Genomic DNA, 21372 nt, shown 5'->3' with positions numbered 1-21372 from the left:
TCACAAGAATTTCTGCATCAGCACAAGGTCATGCCAGCGGTCGAACTTGAACCCCACCTCGCGGAGCCGCGCCACCTCCTCAAAGCCCATCGCGGCATGAAACCGCACCCCGGCCCCGTTCTCGGCGCTGACGCCCGCGAAGACCGAGTGCATCCCCGCCGCCGTGGCATGATCGCAGAGCGCGCCCATCAAGGCGCGGCCCATGCCCCTGCCCCAGGCCGCCTCGTCGAGCGCGATGGAATGTTCGATGGTATGCCGGTAGCCCACCCCTCCGCGAAACTGCCCGTAGCTCGCATAGCCCGCCACCCGGCCCGCCTCGCAAGCCACCCAGAAGGGCGCACCCGCCGCCATCTGCGCGGCGATCTCGCCCGGCACCTTCTCGACCGAGTTGAAGGTGACGATGGTGTTCCGGATCACATGGTTGACAAGGCCGCAGATCGCCGGGGCATCCTCAGGCCCCGCCCGCCTCACCTCAACCACTTCGGCCCGTCCGGCGTGTCGATCTGCGCCGCCAGCCCGGTGTCGCCCGTGGTCAGCGTCACCCGCGCATCGTCGAGACCCAAAGCATCGAGCACGGCCACCTGCGGATGCGCCACGATGAGCCGCCTCAGCCGCAGTCCCCGCTCGGGCAGGCGCGGCGCCGGATGCGGCCCCTGCCACTCGATCAGCGCCGGGTGCAGGTTGTCGAGCGGCAGGATCCCGTCCTCGGGCACCGCCATCGCCCAGCGATAGGCGCCGCGCTGCAAGGCCATCGGCACGCCCGCGCCCGGATGCGCCGCCACCGCCGCGTCCAGGTCGTCCACCCGGCACACCCAACGTGCCAGCACGGGCGGGCCGGAAAACCGGTCGAGGTCAAACCAGCGCGGCCGCCCGGGCGCCCGCCCCGCCGGGTCCACCGCGATCACCTCCAGGTATTCCTCCCCACCCAGCGACAGGAGCGCGTTGTGGGTGCCGAAGGCCTCATGCACCCCGCCCGGGTCGCAGGTCACCCCCAGCGCCTCGCGCACATGGGCCACCCCGTCCTCCAGGCGCTCGCAGAGCACCGCGATATGGTCGAATGCGATCATGCGCGCATCAAGCGCACGGGCCGGCCCAAAGCACAACCCGCCGCGTCGCGCGCTCCTGCCATCCCGGCGCAACGCCCGCAACAGGGCCGGGGTGGGCGGGCGGGAGCGCCGCCGCCCCCGGCCCGCTCAGCCCCGCGCCTCGCGGATGAGCTTCAGCACGTCCTGCGCCGCCGAGGGGATGTTGGTGCCCGGGCCGAAGATCGCCTTCACCCCGGATTTGTAAAGAAAATCATAGTCCTGCTGCGGAATGACCCCGCCGCAGATCACGATGATATCCTCCGCCCCCGCCGCCTTCAGCGCCTCCACCAGCTTCGGTGCCAGGGTCTTGTGACCCGCCGCCTGCGAGGAAATCCCCACCACATGCACGTCGTTGTCCACCGCGTCCTGCGCCGCCTCCTCCGGCGTCTGAAAAAGCGGCCCCACATCCACGTCAAACCCGATGTCGGCGAAAGCCGTGGCAATCACCTTGGCCCCCCGGTCGTGGCCATCCTGGCCCATCTTCACCACCAGCATCCGCGGGCGGCGGCCCTCCTCCTCGGCAAAGTCCTCCACCGATTTCTGGATCGCGGCAAACCCCTCGTCGCCGTCATAGGCCGCGCCGTAGACGCCTGCCAATGTCTTCACCTCGGCCCTGTGGCGGCCAAACACCTTTTCCATCGCCATGCTGATCTCTCCAACGCTCGCCCGGGCCCGCGCCGCCTCCACGGCCGCCTCGAGCAGATTGCCTCCCTCGCGCGCCCGCCGCTCCAACTCGCCCAGCGCCGCATCGCAGGCCGCCTGGTCGCGGCTGGCCCGGATCTTCTCCAGCCGGGCCACCTGGGTCTCGCGCACCGCCACGTTGTCGACATCCAGAATGTCGATCGGGTCTTCCTTCTCCTTGCGGTACTTGTTGACGCCGACGATCACCTCCTCGCCCCGGTCGATCATCGCCTGCCGCCGCGCGGCGGATTCCTCGATCCGCAGCTTGGGCATGCCGGAGGCCACCGCCTTGGTCATGCCGCCCATCTCCTCGACCTCCTCCATCAGCGCCCAGGCCTTCCCGATCAGGTCATCGGTCAGGCTCTCCACGTAGTAGGAGCCCGCCAGCGGATCGACCACGCGGGTCACCTGGGTCTCCTCCTGGAGCACCAGCTGGGTGTTCCGCGCGATCCGCGCCGAAAATTCGGTGGGCAGGGCGATCGCCTCGTCGAGCGCGTTGGTGTGCAGGCTCTGCGTGCCGCCCAGCACCGCGCTCATCGCCTCGTAGGCGGTGCGGATGACGTTGTTGTAGGGGTCCTGCTCCTGCAGGCTCACGCCGCTCGTCTGGCAATGGGTCCGCAGCATCTTGCTGCGTTCGCTCTTCGCGCCGAACTCGGTCATGATCCGGTGCCACAACGTGCGGGCGGCACGCAGCTTGGCGATCTCCATGAAAAAATTCATCCCGATGGCGAAGAAGAAGCTGAGACGCCCGGCAAACTTGTCCACGTCCATCCCGGCCTCGATCGCCGCGCGCACGTATTCGCGCCCGTCGGCCAGGGTGTAGGCCAGCTCCTGCACCAGGTTCGCCCCGGCCTCCTGCATGTGGTAGCCCGAGATCGAGATCGAGTTGAACTTCGGCATCTCGTTGCTGGTGTATTCGATGATGTCGGAGATGATCCGCATCGAGGGCTCCGGCGGATACACATAGGTGTTCCGCACCATGAACTCCTTCAGGATGTCGTTCTGGATCGTCCCCGAAAGCAGGCTGCGGTCATGCCCCTGCTCCTCGCCGGTCACGATGAAACTGGCAAGGATCGGGATCACCGCGCCATTCATCGTCATCGACACGCTCACCTCGTCGAGCGGGATCCCGTCGAAGAGGATCTTCATGTCCTCGACACTGTCGATGGCCACCCCGGCCTTGCCCACGTCGCCCTCCACGCGCGGATGATCCGAGTCGTAGCCCCGGTGCGTCGCCAGGTCGAAGGCCACCGAAACGCCCTGCTGCCCGGCCGCCAGCGCCTTGCGGTAGAAGGCGTTGCTCTCCTCCGCCGTGGAGAACCCGGCATATTGCCGGATCGTCCAGGGCCGGCCGGCATACATCGTGGCCTTGGGCCCGCGGGTGAAGGGGGCGATCCCGGGCACGCTTCCCATGTGCGCCAGCCCCGCCACATCCTCCTCGGTGTAGAGCGGCTTCACCCTTATGCCCTCCAGCGTGTGCCAGTCGAGGCTCTCCAGCGGCTTGCCCCGCAGTTCCTTCTCGGCCAGCGCCTTCCAGTCGTCGGTCTTGCTCATCGGAGCCTCCCTTTCAGGTCCGGTTCATCTCTCGAGCGCGGATGCGCCCTTCGCATTCGGCGCATCCGCGCCTATATCCTTGGCAACAGGAGACCTTCATGCGGCTTACCCCCCTCGCCCTCGCGGCCCTCATCGCCACGCCCCTCTGGGCCCAGGAGACCGGACCCGCCGTGATCTCGGACGGCGCGGCAGAAGAGGCGGCAGAGGCTGTGGCCGCCGAGGCCGCGGGCGATGCCGACACCCTGCAGGTGCTCACCGGCTCCGAGGTGACGCTGGCCGATTTTCTCTGGCTCCGCCGCCCGGTGGTGGTGTTTGCCGACACCCCCGCCGACCCGCGCTTCGCCGAGCAGATGGAGCTTCTCGCCGCCCGCCCCGGCGCGCTGATCGACCGCGACGTGGTGGTCATCACCGATACCGACCCCTCGGCCAACTCCGCCGTGCGCACCCAGCTGCGGCCCCGCGGCTTCCAGCTCGTGCTGATCGGCAAGGACGGCGAGGTGAAATTGCGCAAACCCTTCCCCTGGGATGTCCGCGAAATCACCCGCAGCATCGACAAATGGCCGCTGCGGCGCGACGAGCTGCGCCGCAAGTAGCCCGCGCGGCGCTTGAGAACGGCGGCGCAAAGGCCTATATTGAGGTCAGAGGCCCGGAGCGGTCCGGGCCGTGCAGGAGCGGATATGAGCAAGCGCAGCGACATTCCCTTCACGCCGATCCCTGTGACGGGTCGGACGGGTCCTCAGCCGGGGTATTGAACTCCAGCCGCACCCGCTCGGCGGCCTCGCGCCCGCCCTTGCCAAAAGCGTCGATCACCGCATTCGCATAGCGCCCGAAGCTGAGTGCCTGCTTCTTCATCTCGATGTAATCGCGATACATCGCAATCCGCCGCCCCTGAGCCATCACCTTGAAGCTCTCGCCCCGCATGTCATCGACCAGCGCGGCGATGCTCTTGAGCTGGCTGTAGTAGGCCACGATCGGGTCGATGGTCTGGCGCGGCAGAACATGGATTTCGGGCAGGAGCACGTCGAAGACCGTGTCGTTGTGCTCGCGCGGAATGAGCGGCACGAAGCCCTCGTCCGCCTGCATCCGCCCGACGATCCCCTTGGCGTAGCTCTCGATGCGCTCCTCGTCCCAGAGGTTGGCGAGGTTGTTGCCGATCTCGGCATAGAGCGCGCGGTGCATGTCGCGCAGCTTCTCCTGCCGGAGCGCCGCGGCCTCGCGGCGGTTCAGCACCCCGTTCACGAACCACCCCGCACCAAGGAAGAGGCCGGCGATGACCGCCTGCCAGATCCGAGGGTCGAGGGCGGCGAGCCAGTCCATCAGCCCTCGCCCGTCATCCGCCCGTGGGTGGCCCAGCCGCCCAGCGCGAAGAGCAGAAACAGCATCAGCACCAGCGTCTGCGGCGGGTTGAACACGCCCAGCGCCATGATGCCGGTGGCCACCACCATCAGGCCGACGACCGAGGCCACGCCCAGCGCCCACCAGCGGCCATCGGCGCGGATCGGCAGCATCCGCGTCACCACCAGCGTCCAGACGGCAAAGCCCGCCACGCCCGCGCCAAAGGCCACCAGCGCCAGCATCGCCACGCCCGAGCCCTCGCCCAGCACGAGGCCGCTGAACAGGTAGGTCAGCGCCCAGGCGGCGCCGACGCCCGCCACGAACCCCAGCGCATGGGCCAGCAGGGCCCTCTTTCCGATGCTCATTCGAACTCCATGATCACGTCGTCCACCGCGAGGCTGTCACCCGGCCCCGCGTTGATCTTGGCCACCTTGCCGGTCTTCTCGGCGCGCAGGATGTTCTCCATCTTCATCGCCTCGACCGTGCAAAGCGCCTGCCCCTCCTGCACCTCGTCGCCCTCGGCCACGTTGACCTTCACGATCAGGCCCGGCATCGGGCAGAGCAGCAGCCTGGAGGTGTCGGGCGGCAGCCGCTCGGGCATCAGCGCGGCAAGCTCGGCCTGCCGCGGCGTCCAGACCTTCACCGGCACGTCCGCGCCCCGGAACCGGATGCGGAAGCCGCTGACGATCTTGCCCACCTTCAGCACCATCAGCTTGCCGTCCACCTGCAGGCGGGCAAGGCTGTCGCCCGGCGTCCAGTCGGAGGCCACCCGATGCACGGTGCCGTCCGAGAAGGCCACGGTGGAGCCCGCCCGGTCGGCGGCGATCTCGGTCACCAGCGTCTCGCTGCCCACCCTCACCACCCACTCCTCGCCGACGTGGCGCTCGTGGTTGTCCATCCGGCCGCTCACCCGGCTGCGCCGGATCTCGGCCACGCGATACATCGCCGCCGCCGCCGCCGCGACCCGCCGCCTGTCGGCCGCGCTCAGCTCGACGCCGGCAAAGCCGTCAGGATATTCCTCCGCGATGAAGGCGGTGGTCATGTCGCCCGCGACGAACTTGGGATGGTCCATCACCGCCGCGAGAAACGGGATGTTGTGCCCGATCCCCTCCAGCTCGAAACTGTCCAGCGCCACCCGCATCTCCTCGATCGCCTGCCCCCGGGTCGGTGCCCAGGTGCAGAGCTTGGCGATCATCGGGTCGTAATACATCGAGATCTCGCCGCCCTCGTAGACGCCGGTATCGTTGCGCACCGCGCGGGCCGCCTCGGCCACCTCCGCGGGGGGGCAGTAGGCCACCAGCCGCCCGATCGAGGGCAGGAAGTTGCGATAGGGATCCTCGGCGTAGATCCGGCTCTCCATCGCCCAGCCGTTCAGCTTCACGTCGGCCTGGGTCATGGTCAGCGGCTCGCCATTGGCCACCCGGATCATCTGCTCCACCAGGTCCACCCCGGTGATCAACTCCGTCACCGGATGCTCCACCTGCAACCGCGTGTTCATCTCCAGGAAGTAGAAGTTCTTCTCCCCGTCGACGATAAACTCCACCGTGCCCGCGCTGGTGTAGCCAACCGCCTGCGCCAGCGCCACGGCCTGCTCGCCCATCGCGCGGCGGGTCTCCTCGTCGAGAAACGGCGAGGGCGCCTCCTCGATCACCTTCTGGTTCCGCCGCTGGATCGAGCACTCGCGCTCTCCCAGATAGATCCCGTTGCCATGGGCATCGCAAAGCACCTGGATCTCGATGTGCCGCGGCTGGGTCACGAACTTCTCGATGAAGATCCGGTCATCGCCAAAGCTGGCCGCCGCCTCGTTTTTCGAGCTCTGAAAGCCCTCGCGCGCCTCCTCGTCGTTCCAGGCGATCCGCATCCCCTTGCCGCCGCCGCCCGCAGAGGCCTTGATCATCACCGGATAGCCGATCTCGGTGCTGATCCGCACCGCCTCCTCGGCATCCTCGATCAGCCCCATGTAGCCCGGCACCGTGCTGACGCCGGCCTCCTGCGCGATCTTCTTCGAGGTGATCTTGTCGCCCATCGCCTCGATCGCCCCCACCGGCGGGCCGATGAAGGCCACGTTCTCGGCGGCCAGCGCCTGGGCGAACTTCGGGTTCTCCGAAAGAAAGCCGTAGCCCGGATGCACCGCCTGTGCGCCGGTCTGGCGAATGGCCTCCATGATCCGGTCGATCACGATGTAGCTCTGGTTCGCCGGGGGCGGGCCGATGTGCACCGCCTCGTCGGCCATCTCCACGTGCAAGGCATTGCGGTCGGCGTCCGAATAGACGGCCACCGTGCTGATCCCCATCTTGCGCGCCGTCTTGATGACCCGGCAGGCGATCTCGCCCCGGTTGGCGATCAGGATCTTGTCGAACATCTGTCTTGTCCCTCTTCAGCTTGGGCCACGCTGGGCCGCGACACGCAAAAGGCGCTCCCCGGGTCTTTCGCCCGGAGAACGCCTCGATGGTTTTCGGTGATGCCGACGGCGCGCTGCGGCGCGCGGGCGTCAGAGATCGTCGGAAAGCGCGCCCACACCGGCGCCCACGGCTGCGCCGACGACCGGGTCATTGCCGGTCGCGTCAGCGGCGACGGCGCCGATGCCCGCACCGACGGCGGCACGTTCGACATCGTTGTCGCAGGCCGCGACAAGCAGCAGGGCGGGCAGGCTGGCGGCCAGGATGAATTTCTGCATGGGGATGGTCCTCGCAAACTGTTGGCCCGGACGCGCTCGGGCGTGCAGGGCGATTTCAGGTTCGCGAGATCAACAAGGGGCCCGCCGGCCCGGTTCCACGGCCCGGCGGCGTTTCGCTTGTGGCGGCTGGCCTCAGAAGGCGTCCGCGATGTCGTCCGAGAGCGCGCCCACGCCGGCCCCGACTGCCGCGCCGACGAGCGGGTCGTTGTCGGTGGCAGAGGCCGCGACGGCACCGATGCCGGCGCCGACAGCCGCGCGCTGCACGTCGTTTTCAAGGCACCCGGAAAGGGCAAAGACAAAAGGAAGGGCTGCGGCCCAGATGAGTTTCTGCATGGTAAACTGCCTCGAGTTTTATTGTTTATGCGCAGAGTATTATCGCAGATCGTTGAATCCGTGAAGCCAAATTCGTCACATGACATATCCCCCCCGACCTCGCAGGCGGTGTTTCGCCGCGACGAAAAAGGGTGTGGCCTGACCCGAAAGGGGTCAGACCACATAGAAGGGGAAGGGTAACGGTTTTGACTTATACAGGCCGACGCAAGCTTGCTGGAGAACGTCGGGCCTGCAGTGACATTTGCAACCACAGCGGGCGTCGGCAAGCGCCGCGTCACGTTGCGGCAGGAATGAGCCGGTTCCTGCCGGAATCCGGGGAGGCTCGGCAAGTTCACGCCCAATCCTCCTCGTCGTCGTCATCCCAATCGTCGTCGTCGTCAAAGCTCTCGCCGCCACCGTCGAACACCTCGGGAAAGCTCGCGCGCGCCCGGGCCTCGTCGATCCGCAGCAGCGCGTCGTAGCTGGCTGGGTCGAACGGGTCTTCCGCCGCCACCACCTCGCGCCCGAACAGCCAGCTCAGCCGCCCTGCATCGAGGTTGCCGCGTTCGAAGGGTTCGTCACCGAATTGCGCCCAGAGCGCCGCCATGAAGGCCGAATCGGCCCGGCGGTCCACGGCCTTGCGATCGGCGTAGCGCGCACGCGCCTTGATCGGGGTGGCTCCCCCCTTGGCGGCACGTCGGATGGTGAATTGGTAATCTGTTCCGGGAAGGCGGCCTGGAAATCCGCGATGCTTGATCATGCGCCACGCTCCCCGATGAGCGGGCGGAGGGTCGAGGCAGGCCCGAAGGCCTGCCCCGGTGTAGAATCAGTACTTCGAGTAGGTCGGCTCTTCGACCACGACTTCTTCCACAACAACTTCGTCCTGCTGAGCGCAGGCAGCCACGAAGGCAACGAGGCTGATGGCGAGAAGGGTTTTGATGCTCTTCGACATCTCTGTCTCCTAATAATCTGTGAGGTGCGCAGAAAGCAGTGACACTCCCCAGGTCCCTCATTCGAGTTCACAGCCAAATAGGTCTGGCCAAGCGTGAGGTTAATGCAATTACCCAAGGAAAAACAGGCCCCTCCGTGCACATGAATCCGCTGTGGCGGGATTGCATCAAACCCGCCTTCGCTCCCGCAGAAACGCCTTGTTTTATTGAGGTTAGCGCCGCTCATTGCCACTCGCACCCCGTCTCGGTGACCTGGTAGGAGGCAATAAACTGCGTGGCCTCCGGGTCGGGTTGGCCCCGTTCCACCACCCGGTCCATCAACGCGATGACGATTTGGTCGATGGGTGATTCATGCGACCGCGCGGTCTCGAGCGCCGGGCCGTTGCAGAGCACGTCCATCGCCTCGGACACGTCGTCATAGACCAGGGTGCCACCGTCGCGGGCGATCGCCGGCGCCAGGTAGCGCATGATCAGCCAGCGCTCCTCGTCGCCCTCGGTCTCGCCGATATGGCGCTCCACGATGGCATCATGAAACACCGCCCAGCCTTCCGGCAGGTCGGCGGCGCAGGCCGGTGTCGCAATTGAAAGGATCAGGGCGATAACGGTTCCGCACCGGGGCCTCCCCTCCCCGGTGCGAAACAGCCGAACGCGAACGTCCGGCAAGAGGCCGTGCGCCTTGAACAGGCGACCGAAACGGCCAGATCTCGCTGATGCGTCCGTCGGGCAGCGACGGTCGATCAGCCTGTATTGGCACGAAAAAATCATTCTGGCTATCCCCCTTACCCTGCGACAGGGCTCAAGCGGTTTTCCGCTCAGAGCGGAATGTTGTCGTGTTTCTTCCACGGGTTGGAGAGCTTCTTGTTGCGCAGCGAGGCAAAGGCGCGCGCCACCCGCTTGCGGGTCGAGCGCGGCTGGATCACCTCGTCGATGAAGCCCTTCTCGGCGGCCACGAAAGGATTGGCGAAGCGGTTTTCGTAATCCTTCGTCCGCGCGGCGATCTTCTCGGGGTCTCCGAGCTCGCTGCGATAGAGAATCTCCGTTGCCCCCTTGGCGCCCATCACCGCGATCTCGGCGGTGGGCCAGGCGTAGTTGAAATCGCCGCGCAGGTGCTTGGAGGCCATCACGTCATAGGCCCCGCCATAGGCCTTGCGGGTGATCACCGTCACCTTGGGCACGGTCGCCTCGCCGTAGGCGAACAGCAGCTTGGCGCCATGCTTGATCACCCCGCCATACTCCTGGCTGGTGCCGGGCAGAAAGCCGGGCACATCCACGAAGGTCAGGATCGGGATCTCGAAGGCGTCGCAGAACCGGACGAAGCGCGCGGCCTTCCGGCTCGAATCGATGTCGAGGCAGCCCGCCAGCACCATCGGCTGATTCGCCACCACGCCCACGCTCTGCCCCTCCAGCCGGATGAAGCCGGTGATGATGTTCTTGGCGTAGTCTTCCTGGATCTCGTAGAAGTCGCCCTCGTCCGCGACCTTCCAGATCAGCTCCTTCATGTCGTAGGGCGTGTTGGCGTTCTCCGGCACCAGCGTGTCGAGGCTTTTCTCCACCCGCGCCACATCGTCGAAGAACGGCCGCACCGGGGGCTTCTCGCGGTTGTTCAGCGGCAGAAAGTCCACCAGACGGCGCACCTCCGTCATCGCCTCCACGTCGTTCTCGAAGGCGCCGTCGGCGACGCTCGACTTTCTCGTGTGGGTCGAGGCCCCGCCCAGCTCCTCGGCGGTCACATGCTCGTTGGTCACCGTCTTCACCACGTCCGGGCCGGTGACGAACATGTAGCTCGATTCCTTCACCATGAAGATGAAGTCGGTCATCGCCGGGCTGTACACCGCGCCACCCGCGCAGGGGCCCATGATGACGCTGATCTGCGGCACCACGCCGGAGGCCATGATGTTGCGCTGGAACACCTCCGCATAGCCCGCGAGCGAGGCCACGCCCTCCTGGATCCGGGCGCCGCCCGAGTCGTTGAGCCCGATCACCGGGGCGCCGTTCTGCATCGCCATGTCCATGATCTTGCAGATCTTCTGGGCGTGGGTCTCGCTGAGCGAGCCGCCGAACACGGTGAAGTCCTGGGAGAACACATAGACCATCCGGCCGTTGATCGTGCCCCAGCCGGTCACCACCCCGTCGCCCGCCGGGCGCTGCTCCTGCATCCCGAAGTCGGTGCAGCGATGCGCCACGAACATGTCGAACTCCTCGAAGGAGCCCTCGTCCAGCAGCAGCTCGATCCGCTCGCGCGCCGTCAGCTTGCCCTTGGCGTGCTGCGCGTCGATCCGCCGTTGGCCGCCACCCTCCCGGGCCTCCGCGCGACGCGCCTCGAGTTGCTCCAGAATGTCCTTCATGGCCATCTCCCCGATGATTTTGCCGAAGCTATAGGGTCTCACGGCTGCGGACCAAAGGGAAATTCGGAAAATTTGCAAACTCTTGGCAAGAAGGGCAAAGCAAACTGCAAAAATGAATATTCATGTGAGTCGCGCACACTTTTTCCGCGCTGGCAGTAGACAAAGCCCTGCACCCCGCCTAATTCCGCGCAATGAGTTACGGAAGCCGGGTCCGCTTCGCCGACCGCAGCACCCCACCCCATGTTCTGACCCTCGTGCTCGTCGCCTCGATGACCGCGCTGACGATGAATGTCTTCCTGCCGTCCCTGCCCGCGATGGCCGCGCATTTCAACACCGAGTACCGGGTGATCGGCCTCGCCGTCTCGCTGTTTCTCGCGGTCAACGCGGTGCTGCAAATCATCGTCGGCCCGCTGTCCGACTGGTTCGGGCGGCGCGTCGTGCTGATCGCCTCGATCACCATCTTCCTCTTCGCCACGCTGGGCTGCATCTACGCGCCCACCGTCGAGAGCTTCCTGTTCTTCCGCATGTGCCAGGCCGTGGTGGCCACCGGCATGGTGCTGTCGCGCGCCATCGTCCGCGACGTGGTGCCGATGAACCAGGCCGCCTCGATGATCGGCTATGTCACCATGGGCATGAGTCTGGTGCCGATGATCGCGCCCGCCCTCGGCGGCAAGCTCGACGAATGGTTCGGCTGGCAGGCCAACTTCTGGCTGATGTTCGGCTTCGGCGTGGTGCTGCTGGCGCTGGTGCTCACCGACCTCGGCGAAACCCTGCACACCCGCAAGGCCCGCTTCTCCGAGCAGTTCGGCGGCTACCCCACGCTGCTGTCGTCCTACCGCTTCTGGGGCTACGCGCTGGCCTCCGCCTTCGCCTCCGGCTCCTTCTTCGCCTACCTCGGCGGCGCGCCCTTCCTGGCCACCAACTACTTCGGCCTCGAGCCCGCGACCATGGGCTTCTACTTCGGCTTCCCGGCCATCGGCTACTTGCTCGGCAACGCCTTCACCGGCCGTTTTGCCAGCCGCTTCGGCATCAACCGGATGATCCTCTGGGGCTGCCTGCTCACCGTCATCGGCCTCTCGCTGCACCTCGCCGCCTACCTCGCCGGGCTGCGCGATCCCTTCCTCTTCTTTGCCTTCTTCACCTTCGTGGGGCTGGGCAACGGGCTGGTCATGCCCAACGGCGCGGCAGGTCTCGTCTCGGTGCGGCCCGATCTCGCGGGCTCCGCCTCGGGCCTCGGCGGCGCGATCCAGATCGCCGGCGGCGCCGCGCTCTCCGCGCTGGCCGCCGCGCTGCTGGGCGAAGGCTCCACGCCGCTGCCCCTGCTGACCCTCATGGTCAGCACCGCCCTCTGCAGCCTGGTCGCCATAATCGTGGTGCTCCTGCGCGAGCGCCAGCTGGCCGGCACGCCCGGCGCGCTTCCCTGAGTTTGCAAAGGCTGGCGCGCGCCGTGCTTATCTGCAAAATGCGGGCACCATGCCCACGCAAAAGCTCTATGCCGGCGCCAAGCTGCGGGAAATCCGCACGCGGCTGAACCTCACCCAGAAGGCCTTTGCCGCCAAGCTGGGGGTGTCCCTGCCCTATCTCAACCAGATGGAAAACAACAACCGCCCGGTCTCGGCGCGGGTGGTGCTGGCGCTGGCGCAGGAGTTCGGCCAGGACGTGACCGAGCTCAGCTCCGGCGACACCGAGCGGCTGGTGACAGACATGCGCGAGGCCTTCGCCGACCCGGTCTTCACCGACACGCCCCCCTTGGCCGACCTGCGCCTCACCGCGTCGAACGCCCCCGCGCTGGCCCGCGCCTTCCTCGAGCTGCACCGCGCCCACCGCCAGGGGCAGGAGCGCCTGGCGCTGCTGGATGAGGCCATGGGCACCGGCGGCCCGGCCCCGATCTCGCCCTGGGAGGAGGTCCGCGACTTCTTCCACTATTGCGACAACTACCTCGACGCCATCGACCGCGCCGCCGAGCGTTTCGCCGGCGATGCCTCCGACCCGGACTCGGCCCAGAAGCACCTCGCCAAGGCCGGCGTCACCCTCGCGCTCACCGATGAAACCGCCCTCCGCCGGTTCGACCCGGAGGCCCGCCGTCTCTCCCTCCCCGCCCGCGCCACCGCCGCCACCCGGCGCTTCCAGATCTACCACCAGCTCGCCCTGCTCACCCAGAACGACCTGCTGGAGGCCACGCTCGACCTCGCCCGCTTCCAGACCGAGGAGGCCCGCGCCATCGCCAAGATCGGGCTGGCCAACTACTTCGCCGGGGCCGCCCTGCTGCCCTACCGCGCCTTTCTCGAGGCCGCCCGCGACACCCGCCACGACCTCGAGCGCCTCTCCGACCGTTTCGGCGCCTCCATCGAGCAGGTGGCGCACAGGCTCTCGACCCTCCAGCGCCCCGGCGCAAAGGGCATCCCCTTCTTCTTCGTCCGCGTCGATCAGGCCGGCACCATCACCAAGCGGCACTCCGCCACCCGGCTGCAATTCGCCCGCTTTGGCGGCGCCTGCCCGCTCTGGAACGTGCATCGCGCCTTCGAAACGCCCGGCCGCTTCCTGCGGCAGCTTGCCGAAACCCCGGACGGGCTGCGCTACATCTCCCTCGCCTGCGACGTCTCCAAGCCCGGCGGCAGCTTCCACGCGCCGGTGCGCCGCTACGCCATCGCGCTCGGCTGCGAGGTGGCCCACGCGCCCGCGCTCGTCTATGCCGACGGGCTGGATATCACCCAGCCCGCCGCCTTCGAGCCCATCGGCATCTCCTGCCGCATATGCGAGCGCCAGGGCTGCCACCAGCGCTCGGTCCCGCCGCTGGAGCGCCGCCTCACGGTCAACCCCAATGCCCGCGGGCTGCTGCCCTACGAAATAGACACCGGCTGAACATCGCCTGACCGAGAGGAGGGCGCCAAATCTCCTGTTGCAAGTCTGGTATACTAGTATTGGTATACCGGCACCAACTCGCAACCTGGAGGAGAAGCATGCGATTCGGTCCTACACCCGCCGTTGTTCTGGCCCTCTGCGCCGCTGCGCCCGCAGCCACCGCGCAGGACCTCATCACCAACCCATCCTTCGAGCACGGCTGGAGCGGCTGGCAGGATGTCGATCCCGACAAGGACGCCACCTCCATCTCCGGCCACGCCCGGACCGGCGAGAAATCCGCCAAGATCAGCAAGGCCACCGGCCGGTTCGAACAGCAGATCACCCTGGCGCCGGGCAGCGACTACATGCTTCGGGCCGCCGTGAAGGGGCCGGGGAGCATCGGCATCACGCTGGGCGCACAGGATTTCACCGCCGCCTCCGGCTCCGAAACCGAAGACTGGATCACCCTCGAGGTGCCGTTCTCGTCGGGCGACGCCACCGAGGCCACGATCTTCGGCAGCCACAACGGCAGCGAGGGCCGCTTCGACGACTTCGAGATCACCGCCCTCTCCGGCCCGGCGCTCGACGCCGCCGAGCAGGCCGCCGCCGGCCCCGTCACCTACGCCACCATCCCCGGTGCATGCGAGCGCATGAGCCAGCTCGGGGTCTCCTCTGCCCGCGATGACGGCACCCACGACGGCCACGGCCCCGAGCTCACCATCGACGGGTCCTTTCAGCCCGAGTCGCGCTGGTCGTCCAAGCTCGAGGGCAAGGAACTGGTGATCGACATGGGCATGCCGCAAACCCTCAAGGAAATCGGCATCGCCTTCTACAAGGGCAACGAGCGGCAAAACTTCTTTGCCCTCGAAACCTCCGTCAACGGCACCGATTTCACCCCGCTGATGGGGCGCACCGCCTCCAGCGGCACCACCACCGCCATCGAGCGGTTCGACTTCGATGATCGCGTGGCCCGCCACATCAAGCTGATCGGCCTGGGAAATGCCTCCAACGAGTGGAACAGCGTGCTCGAGATCCAGCCGTGGGGCTGCGGCATGGGCGAGATCGCCCCGACCGGCGACGGCTCCGACGCCGCCGAGGTGGCCGGCATCAGCGCCTATGGCCTCGCCACCGGCAAGCCGCCCGCCGCCAACTTCGACCTCACCAACTGGAAGATCACCCTCCCCGTCGATGAAGACGGCGATGGCCGCGCCGATGAGATCTCCGAAACGCTCCTGGCCAATGGCTGGTCCGACGAGCGTTATTTCTACACCGATCCGGTGACCGGCGGCATGGTCTTCCGTGTCGTCGGCACCGGCGCCACCACGCAAAACTCCAGCTACTCCCGCGCCGAACTGCGCGAGATGCTGCGCGGCGGCGACGAGAGCATCGCCACCCGCAACGAGGACGGCACGCCGACGGCCAACAACTGGGTCCTCTCATCCGCCCCGCCCGAGGCACAGGCCGCGGCCGGCGGCGTTGACGGCACCATGACGGCCACGCTCGCCGTCAACCAGGTCACCCGCATGGGCGAGGGTTCGCGCGTGGGCCGTGTCATCATCGGCCAGATCCACGCCAAGGACGGCGAACCGATCCGGCTCTACTACCGCAAGCTGCCCACCAACAAATACGGGTCGGTCTACTATATCCACGAGCGCGAAGGCCGCGACGACATCTACGTGCCGCTCATCGGAGACCGCAGCGACTTCGCCGAGAACCCCGCCGACGGCATCGCGCTCGACGAGCGGTTCTCCTACGAGATCCGCGTCTCGGGCAAGGAGGTGGACGGCACCGTGCACCCGATCCTCGATGTCTCCATCACCCGCGATGATGGCACCACGGTCAGCGCGCCCCCGCTCGACATGTCAGACAGCGACTACTCCATCGCCGAGGAGTTCATGTACTTCAAGGCCGGGGCCTACTCGCAGAACAACAGCTCTCCCTGGCCCGAGCGCGACTTCGATCAGGTCACGTTCTTCGCACTGGAGGCCCGGCACTGAGCCGCCCCCGCCCGCCCGCAGGAGCAGACCCCGGCGCCACCAGCGCCGGGGCGCTCGGCCTTTCCGCGCTCAGGCCTTCACGTTCAGCGCGGCGGCCACCTGGTCCTTCAGGTACATCCGCTCCTTGCGCAACTCGACCATGTGCAGGTCGTCGGTCGGCTCCACGTTGGTCTCTGCGCGGTGGATGGCGCGGTTCAGCTCGTGGTAGCGGTCCACCATCCGGGCAAAATGCGCATCCCCTTGCTTCAGCGCCGAAATCTCGGCCTCGCGCCCCGGAAACTCTTGAGCCAGTTCATGAGGGGTGTTCTGCGACATGGGTCACTCCTGTTTTTTTGCGTTCCCAGACTGCGCGCCGCAGGCCGCTCGTGCCTTGACATGGATCATGCCGCGACAGAGACAGCACTCTTGCGCTTTTCCCCGCCGTCACCTATCCCGCGCCGGAACTGTAAGAGACTGCGCCAATGCCCCTTCTGGTGATGAAATTCGGCGGCACCTCCGTCGCCAACACCGACCGCATCCGCCGCGCCGCAAAGCGCGTGGGCCGCGAGGTCGCCAATGGCTATGACGTCATCGTCATCGTTTCGGCCATGTCGGGCGAAACCAACAAGCTCGTGGGCTATGTCGAGGAAACCTCGCAGCTCTACGATGCCCGCGAGTATGACGCGGTTGTGAGCTCCGGCGAGCAGGTGACGGCCGGCCTGATGGCACTGACCTTGCAGGAAATGGACGTGCCCGCCCGCAGCTGGCAGGGCTGGCAGGTGCCGCTGCGCACCACCAACGCCCATGCCGCCGCCCGGATCGTCGAGATCCCGACCGAGAACATCATGGCCAAGTTCGCCGAGGGCATGAAGGTGGCCGTGGTCGCAGGCTTCCAGGGCATCGGCCCGGATGGCCGCATCACCACCCTGGGCCGGGGCGGCTCCGACACCACCGCCGTGGCCTTCGCCGCCGCCTTCGAGGCCGAGCGCTGCGACATCTACACCGATGTCGACGGCGTCTACACCACCGACCCCCGCATCACCTCCAAGGCCCGCAAGCTCGAGAAGGTGGCCTTCGAGGAAATGCTGGAGCTCGCCTCGCTGGGCGCCAAGGTGCTGCAAACCCGCTCCGTCGAGCTGGCCATGCGCTACAACGTGCGCCTGCGGGTGCTGTCGAGTTTCGAAGAACAATCCGATGAAGCGGGCACGCTGATCTGTGCCGAGGAGGATATCGTGGAAAGCAAAGCCGTGAACGGCGTGGCCGCAAGCCGCGAAGAAGCCAAGATGACCCTGATCTCCGTGGCCGACCGGCCCGGCATCGCGGCGGCGATCTTCGGCCCGCTCTCCGAGGCCGGCGTGAACGTCGACATGATCGTGCAGAACATCTCCGAGGAAGGTCGCACCGACATGACCTTCTCCTGCCCGATCAACCAGGTCGCCCGCGCCGAGAAGGCGCTGAACGACGTGAAGGAGAAGGGCGGCCTGAACTTCCGCGAGATCGTCGCCGATACCGACGTCGCCAAGATCTCCGTGGTGGGCATCGGCATGCGCTCGCAGTCCGGTGTCGCCGCCAAGATGTTCAAGACCCTCTCCGACGAGGGCATCAACATCAAGGTCATCGCCACCTCCGAGATCAAGATCTCCGTGCTGATCGACCGCAAGTACACCGAACTGGCGGTCCAAGCCCTGCACGACGCCTTCGAGCTGGAAAAGGCCTGAGCCTCAGCCCTCTTCCTCTTCTTCTTCGCCGCGCGCCATTGCCCGGGCAAATTCCGGCCCGGCCACCTTGCTGGCCAGCCGCATGAGGGCCTCCGCCTCCGCACGGCCCAGCGCCCTGTCGATACGTGCATTCGCCGACAGCCAGCGATCGGTGATCTGCGAAACGATGCCGCGGCCCTTGCCGGTCAGCTCCAGGTGGCGCACCCGGCGATCCGCGCGGCTTTGCGTCACCTGCACCAGCCCGTCTCGCTCAAGCGGCTTCAGCGCGTGCGACAGGGCCGATACCTGATAGCCCATTTCCTCCGCGACCCGCTTCAGCGGAGCGCCGCCCTCCTCCTGCAACGCGCCGATCTTCCACAACAACCGCGCCTGGGTGCCGTTCACCCCAAGCGGCGCCATCGCCGCGTCATATACAGCCCCAAGCCGACGTGTCGCCTGTCGCAGCGCGGTGGAGAGGCATTCATCCGCCGCTGTATCGCGCGTGGGTTCGGGAGTGCGTGCCATGGCGTCACATATAGTTGAGCCTTCAAGGATTGACAATCTCGGCTCACACTCCACATATTGAGCACTCAACAATTGAGCACTCAATGAAAGGGACTCCGATGACCACACCCACCGCTCTCATCACCGGCGCCTCCTCCGGGATCGGGGCCGAATATGCCCGCCAGCTTGCCGGGCGCGGCTATGACCTGATCCTCGTCGCCCGCCGCGAGAACAGGCTGAGCGCCCTTGCCGAAAGCCTCCCCGTCAACGCGCGGGTGGTGCAGGCCGATCTCACCGCCCCCGACGACCTTGAGCGCATCGCGACCCTCATCGCCGATGAGCCATCACTGGGCGTGCTGGTGAACAACGCCGGCACCACCGCGATCGGAGCCTATGACCAGCTTTCACCGGAACAGGCCAGCACCATGCTGCACCTCAATGTCACCGCCGTCGAGCGCCTGGCACGGGCCGCGTTTGCAGCATTCCGGAGCGCCGGACGAGGCTCGATCATCAACATCAGCTCCGCCGTCGCCATGGGCGTCTACCCCGGCACCGTGCTCTACTCCGCAACCAAGGCCTTCGTGATGATGCTGTCAGAGGGCATGGCCGCAGAGGCCGAGGGAAGCAACGTCCGGGTGCAGGCGGTTCTGCCCGCGGCGGTCGAGAGCGAGATCTACGAGGTCGCGGGGGTCGACCTGTCTCAACTCCCGCCCGAGATCGTCATGACCGCCAGCAACATGGTCGCCGCCGCCCTGGCCGGGCTCGACGCCGGGGAGGTGCTCACACTGCCTTCGCTGGAAGAGGGGATGCGGCTCGATGAGGCGCTCGCGGCCCGCCAGAGGGTCTTCGACGTGCTGCAATCCGGCACCCCGGCCAGCCGCTACGGGCTGAGCCCCGCGGCCTGATCCGCACCCCGCCCCCGCCGCGCCGGCCCCGTGCCCCTGTGCCGCCTCCGGCGCGGCTCTTGCACCAGCACAGATGCGCCGGGCGGCATGATGCTCCAGGGTACAGCCCCGCGCGGATCGCCCCGGTAATTCACACCGCCCGCGTCAAAACCCGTTTCGCAACCTCGGCGCGATGGTCTATACCCGGTCTCCGGAACGGCCCGCGCGCCGGGCCGTGAACGATGGGGCAGAATGCCAGACAGTAACCAACCCGGCAGCCGGCGCTTGCTCAAGCGCCTGCGCGAAACTCTCTCCGAGGCCGGAGAGGGGCAGGAACGGCTGGACGCGATCACCACGCTGATCGCCGCCGAGATGGGCACCCACGTCTGCTCGATCTACCTGTTCCGCGACGCCGACACGCTCGAACTCTGCGCCACCGAGGGCCTCAAGCCCGAGTCGGTCCACCAGACCCGGATGCGGCTGGGCGAGGGCCTCGTCGGCCGCGTCGCCCTGCGAACCACCCCGATCAACACCGCCAACGCCCCCGCCGAGCACGGCTTCCGCTACATGCCCGAAACCGGGGAAGAGCGGTATTCCGCCTTTCTCGGCGTGCCGATCCAACGGCTGGGCGAGCGGCTGGGCGTGCTCGTGGTGCAAAGCCGAGAGGCCCGCGCCTATTCCGACGACGATGTCTATGGCCTCGAGGTGGTCGCCATGGTGCTGGCCGAGATGGCCGAGCTGGGCGTGTTCCAGAGTTCGGCCGACGGGCTTCAGGCGCGCCATACCCACCCGGTGATGTTTCGGGGCGGCGTCGGGCAGGAGGGGGCGGCCGAAGGCCGGGTCTACCTGCACGAGCCCCGCGTGGTGGTGCTGAACCCGATCGCCGACGATGCCGAGGCCGAGGTGGTCCGCCTGCGCGAGGCGGTCGACAAGCTGCGCTACTCGGTCGACGAGATGCTGTCTTCGGCGCCGCTGGCCGAGGGCGACCAGCGCAAGGTGCTCGAGGCCTACCGGATGTTCGCCAACTCCAAGGGCTGGCTGAAGCGGATGGAAGAGGATATCGGCCGCGGCCTCTCTGCCGAAGCGGCAGTGGAAAAGGAGCAATCGGCGGCCCGCGCCCGGATGGAGCAAGTGCCCGACGCCTACCTCCGCGAGCGCCTGCACGACCTGGACGACCTGTCGAACCGCCTGTTGCGCCTGCTCACCGGCCAGGGCCAGGACGACGGCTCGGAGATGCCCGCCAACCCGGTGCTGGTGGCCCGCAACATCGGCCCCGGCGAGCTTCTGGCCTATGGCCGCAAGCTGCGGGCGATCGTGCTCGAGGAAGGCTCGGTCGGGAGCCACGCCGCCATCGTGGCGCGGGCCCTGGCGATCCCGCTGGTGATCCACGCCATCCGCATCACCACAGAGGCGCTCAACGGCGACCCGATCCTGGTAGACGGCGACCAGGGCGTCGTTCACCTGCGGCCAGAGGACAACGTCGCCAATGCCTTCCGCGACAAGATCGCCATGCGCGCCAAGGCCGTCGAACGCTACGCCTCGATCCGCGACCTGCCCGCCACCGACAAGTCGGGCGCCACTGTCGCGCTGCACATGAACGCAGGCCTGATGGCCGACCTGCCCTCCCTGCCCTCCTCGGGTGCCGAAGGTGTGGGCCTGTTCCGCACCGAGCTGCAGTTTCTCGTCCGCAACCAGGTGCCGCGCCGGGGCGAGCTGGCCGCGCTCTACTCCCGCGTGCTCGACGCGGCGCAGGGCAAGCGGGTGGCCTTCCGCACGCTCGACATCGGCTCCGACAAGGTGCTGCCCTACATGAAGCGGCAGGACGAGCCCAACCCGGCGATGGGCTGGCGGGCGATCCGCGTGGGGCTCGACAAGGCCGGCGTGATGCGGATGCAGCTCCAGGCCCTGATCCGCGCCTCCTGCGGGCGGCCGCTCTCGGTCATGTTTCCGTTCGTCGCGCAGCTGTCGGAGTTCACCGAGGCGCGCGACCACCTGATGCGCGAGCTCGACCGCGAAGACAGGCTCGGCCACACCTTGCCCGAGAGCGTCGAGGTCGGCGCCATGCTGGAGACACCCTCGCTCGCCTACGCGCCGCAGAAGTTCTTCGAGCTGGCCGATTTCATCTCCATCGGCGGCAACGACCTCAAGCAGTTCTTCTTCGCCGCCGACCGCGAGAACGAGCGGGTCCGCAACCGCTACGACTGCCTCAACGTGTCGTTCCTGAGCTTCCTCGAATGGATCGCCATGCGCTGCGACGCCACCGAAACGCCGGTCAGCTTCTGCGGCGAGGATGCCGGCCGCCCGCTGGAGGCCGCCTGCTTCTCGGCGATCGGGCTGCGCGCCCTCTCGATGCGCCCCGCCTCCATAGGCGCGGTCAAGTCGCTCCTGCGCCGGATCGACCTGTCCGATCTGAGGAAGGTAATCGAGAAGGCCCGTGCCGACGGCGAGCAATCGGTTCGGGCCCGCGCCGAGGCCTGGCTGCTCGACAACACCGACCCGGAATAGCTGCACCCGCCAGCCGCAGCGGCCGG

General features: G+C 67.2%; 21 protein-coding genes. 7 read left to right on the top strand and 14 right to left on the bottom strand.

Annotated elements, in window-relative coordinates; genetic code table 11:
• The 3 genes from BUR94_RS02970 to scpA form a co-directional block, all read right to left on the bottom strand.
• Positions 1–471, bottom strand: coding sequence for a GNAT family N-acetyltransferase (locus tag BUR94_RS02970; RefSeq protein WP_074257547.1), 471 nt, complete (start codon positions 469–471; stop codon positions 1–3).
• Positions 468–1067: a VOC family protein gene (locus BUR94_RS02965; protein ID WP_074254774.1), complete on the bottom strand. Its 600-nt coding sequence runs from the start codon at positions 1065–1067 to the stop codon at positions 468–470. The genes BUR94_RS02970 and BUR94_RS02965 overlap by 4 nt, the downstream gene beginning before the upstream one ends.
• 126 nt (positions 1068–1193) lie before the next feature.
• The gene (scpA, locus tag BUR94_RS02960) at positions 1194–3320 is read right to left on the bottom strand and encodes a methylmalonyl-CoA mutase (protein ID WP_074254773.1); all 2127 of its coding nucleotides are present in this window, start codon (positions 3318–3320) and stop codon (positions 1194–1196) included.
• Between the two features lie 98 nt (positions 3321–3418).
• Here scpA and BUR94_RS02955 point away from each other — a divergent pair, with 98 nt between their 5' ends.
• Positions 3419–3913, top strand: a complete 495-nt coding sequence (locus BUR94_RS02955; RefSeq protein WP_084192889.1) for a DUF4174 domain-containing protein — start codon at positions 3419–3421, stop codon at positions 3911–3913.
• 109 nt (positions 3914–4022) lie between these two features.
• On the opposite strand, the gene BUR94_RS02950 is transcribed toward BUR94_RS02955, so the two are convergent.
• From BUR94_RS02950 to BUR94_RS02915, 9 genes are all read right to left on the bottom strand, one after another.
• A complete protein-coding gene (locus BUR94_RS02950; protein ID WP_074254772.1) occupies positions 4023–4637 on the bottom strand; it encodes a hypothetical protein in 615 nt (204 codons plus the stop codon).
• Entirely contained in the window at positions 4637–5020 is a 384-nt protein-coding gene (locus tag BUR94_RS02945) for a hypothetical protein (protein ID WP_074254771.1), read from the bottom strand. Before BUR94_RS02945 ends, BUR94_RS02950 begins: the two co-directional genes overlap by 1 nt.
• Positions 5017–7017, bottom strand: coding sequence for an acetyl-CoA carboxylase biotin carboxylase subunit (locus tag BUR94_RS02940; RefSeq protein WP_074254770.1), 2001 nt, complete (start codon positions 7015–7017; stop codon positions 5017–5019). Before BUR94_RS02940 ends, BUR94_RS02945 begins: the two co-directional genes overlap by 4 nt.
• A 129-nt stretch (positions 7018–7146) precedes the next feature.
• Positions 7147–7332 (bottom strand): YMGG-like glycine zipper-containing protein, encoded by a 186-nt coding sequence (locus BUR94_RS02935; protein WP_074254769.1) that lies wholly within the window; start codon positions 7330–7332, stop codon positions 7147–7149.
• A gap of 132 nt (positions 7333–7464) precedes the next feature.
• On the bottom strand, positions 7465–7665 hold the full coding sequence (locus BUR94_RS02930) for a YMGG-like glycine zipper-containing protein (protein WP_074254768.1): 201 nt from the start codon (positions 7663–7665) through the stop codon (positions 7465–7467).
• Between the two features lie 331 nt (positions 7666–7996).
• Positions 7997–8404 (bottom strand): hypothetical protein, encoded by a 408-nt coding sequence (locus BUR94_RS02925; protein WP_074254767.1) that lies wholly within the window; start codon positions 8402–8404, stop codon positions 7997–7999.
• Positions 8405–8470: 66 nt separating this feature from the next.
• Positions 8471–8596 (bottom strand): hypothetical protein, encoded by a 126-nt coding sequence (locus BUR94_RS21010; protein ID WP_256377575.1) that lies wholly within the window; start codon positions 8594–8596, stop codon positions 8471–8473.
• Between the two features lie 220 nt (positions 8597–8816).
• Positions 8817–9359: a DUF6497 family protein gene (locus BUR94_RS21005; RefSeq protein WP_281249192.1), complete on the bottom strand. Its 543-nt coding sequence runs from the start codon at positions 9357–9359 to the stop codon at positions 8817–8819.
• A 47-nt stretch (positions 9360–9406) separates the two neighbouring features.
• On the bottom strand, positions 9407–10939 hold the full coding sequence (locus BUR94_RS02915; RefSeq protein WP_074254765.1) for an acyl-CoA carboxylase subunit beta: 1533 nt from the start codon (positions 10937–10939) through the stop codon (positions 9407–9409).
• Positions 10940–11130: 191 nt separating this feature from the next.
• Between BUR94_RS02915 and BUR94_RS02910 the strand changes: the two genes are divergently transcribed.
• From BUR94_RS02910 to BUR94_RS02900, 3 genes are all read left to right on the top strand, one after another.
• A complete protein-coding gene (locus BUR94_RS02910; protein ID WP_074254764.1) occupies positions 11131–12363 on the top strand; it encodes a multidrug effflux MFS transporter in 1233 nt (410 codons plus the stop codon).
• Between the two features lie 49 nt (positions 12364–12412).
• Positions 12413–13801 (top strand): helix-turn-helix domain-containing protein, encoded by a 1389-nt coding sequence (locus BUR94_RS02905; RefSeq protein WP_074254763.1) that lies wholly within the window; start codon positions 12413–12415, stop codon positions 13799–13801.
• Between the two features lie 98 nt (positions 13802–13899).
• Positions 13900–15777, top strand: coding sequence for a polysaccharide lyase family 7 protein (locus tag BUR94_RS02900; protein ID WP_074254762.1), 1878 nt, complete (start codon positions 13900–13902; stop codon positions 15775–15777).
• 69 nt (positions 15778–15846) lie between these two features.
• Here BUR94_RS02900 and BUR94_RS02895 read toward each other — a convergent pair whose 3' ends face one another.
• Positions 15847–16092, bottom strand: a complete 246-nt coding sequence (locus tag BUR94_RS02895; RefSeq protein ID WP_074254761.1) for an HP1242/YdcH family protein — start codon at positions 16090–16092, stop codon at positions 15847–15849.
• 146 nt (positions 16093–16238) lie between these two features.
• On the opposite strand from BUR94_RS02895, the gene BUR94_RS02890 reads away from it, so the two are divergent.
• Positions 16239–17474, top strand: a complete 1236-nt coding sequence (locus tag BUR94_RS02890) for an aspartate kinase (protein WP_074254760.1) — start codon at positions 16239–16241, stop codon at positions 17472–17474.
• Positions 17475–17477: 3 nt separating this feature from the next.
• Here the strand turns inward: BUR94_RS02890 and BUR94_RS02885 are convergent, their stop codons facing one another.
• Positions 17478–17978: a MarR family winged helix-turn-helix transcriptional regulator gene (locus BUR94_RS02885; protein WP_074254759.1), complete on the bottom strand. Its 501-nt coding sequence runs from the start codon at positions 17976–17978 to the stop codon at positions 17478–17480.
• Between the two features lie 98 nt (positions 17979–18076).
• On the opposite strand from BUR94_RS02885, the gene BUR94_RS02880 reads away from it, so the two are divergent.
• The gene (locus BUR94_RS02880) at positions 18077–18862 is read left to right on the top strand and encodes an SDR family NAD(P)-dependent oxidoreductase (protein ID WP_084192888.1); all 786 of its coding nucleotides are present in this window, start codon (positions 18077–18079) and stop codon (positions 18860–18862) included.
• Between the two features lie 231 nt (positions 18863–19093).
• Positions 19094–21346 (top strand): phosphoenolpyruvate--protein phosphotransferase, encoded by a 2253-nt coding sequence (gene ptsP / locus BUR94_RS02875; protein ID WP_074254757.1) that lies wholly within the window; start codon positions 19094–19096, stop codon positions 21344–21346.
• Positions 21347–21372: the final 26 nt, after the last annotated feature.

The organism is Vannielia litorea (assembly GCF_900142295.1).
Classification (GTDB): domain Bacteria; phylum Pseudomonadota; class Alphaproteobacteria; order Rhodobacterales; family Rhodobacteraceae; genus Vannielia; species Vannielia litorea.
The sequence above is the reverse complement of the archived record's forward strand: the minus strand, read 5'-3'. Positions and strand labels throughout refer to the sequence as shown.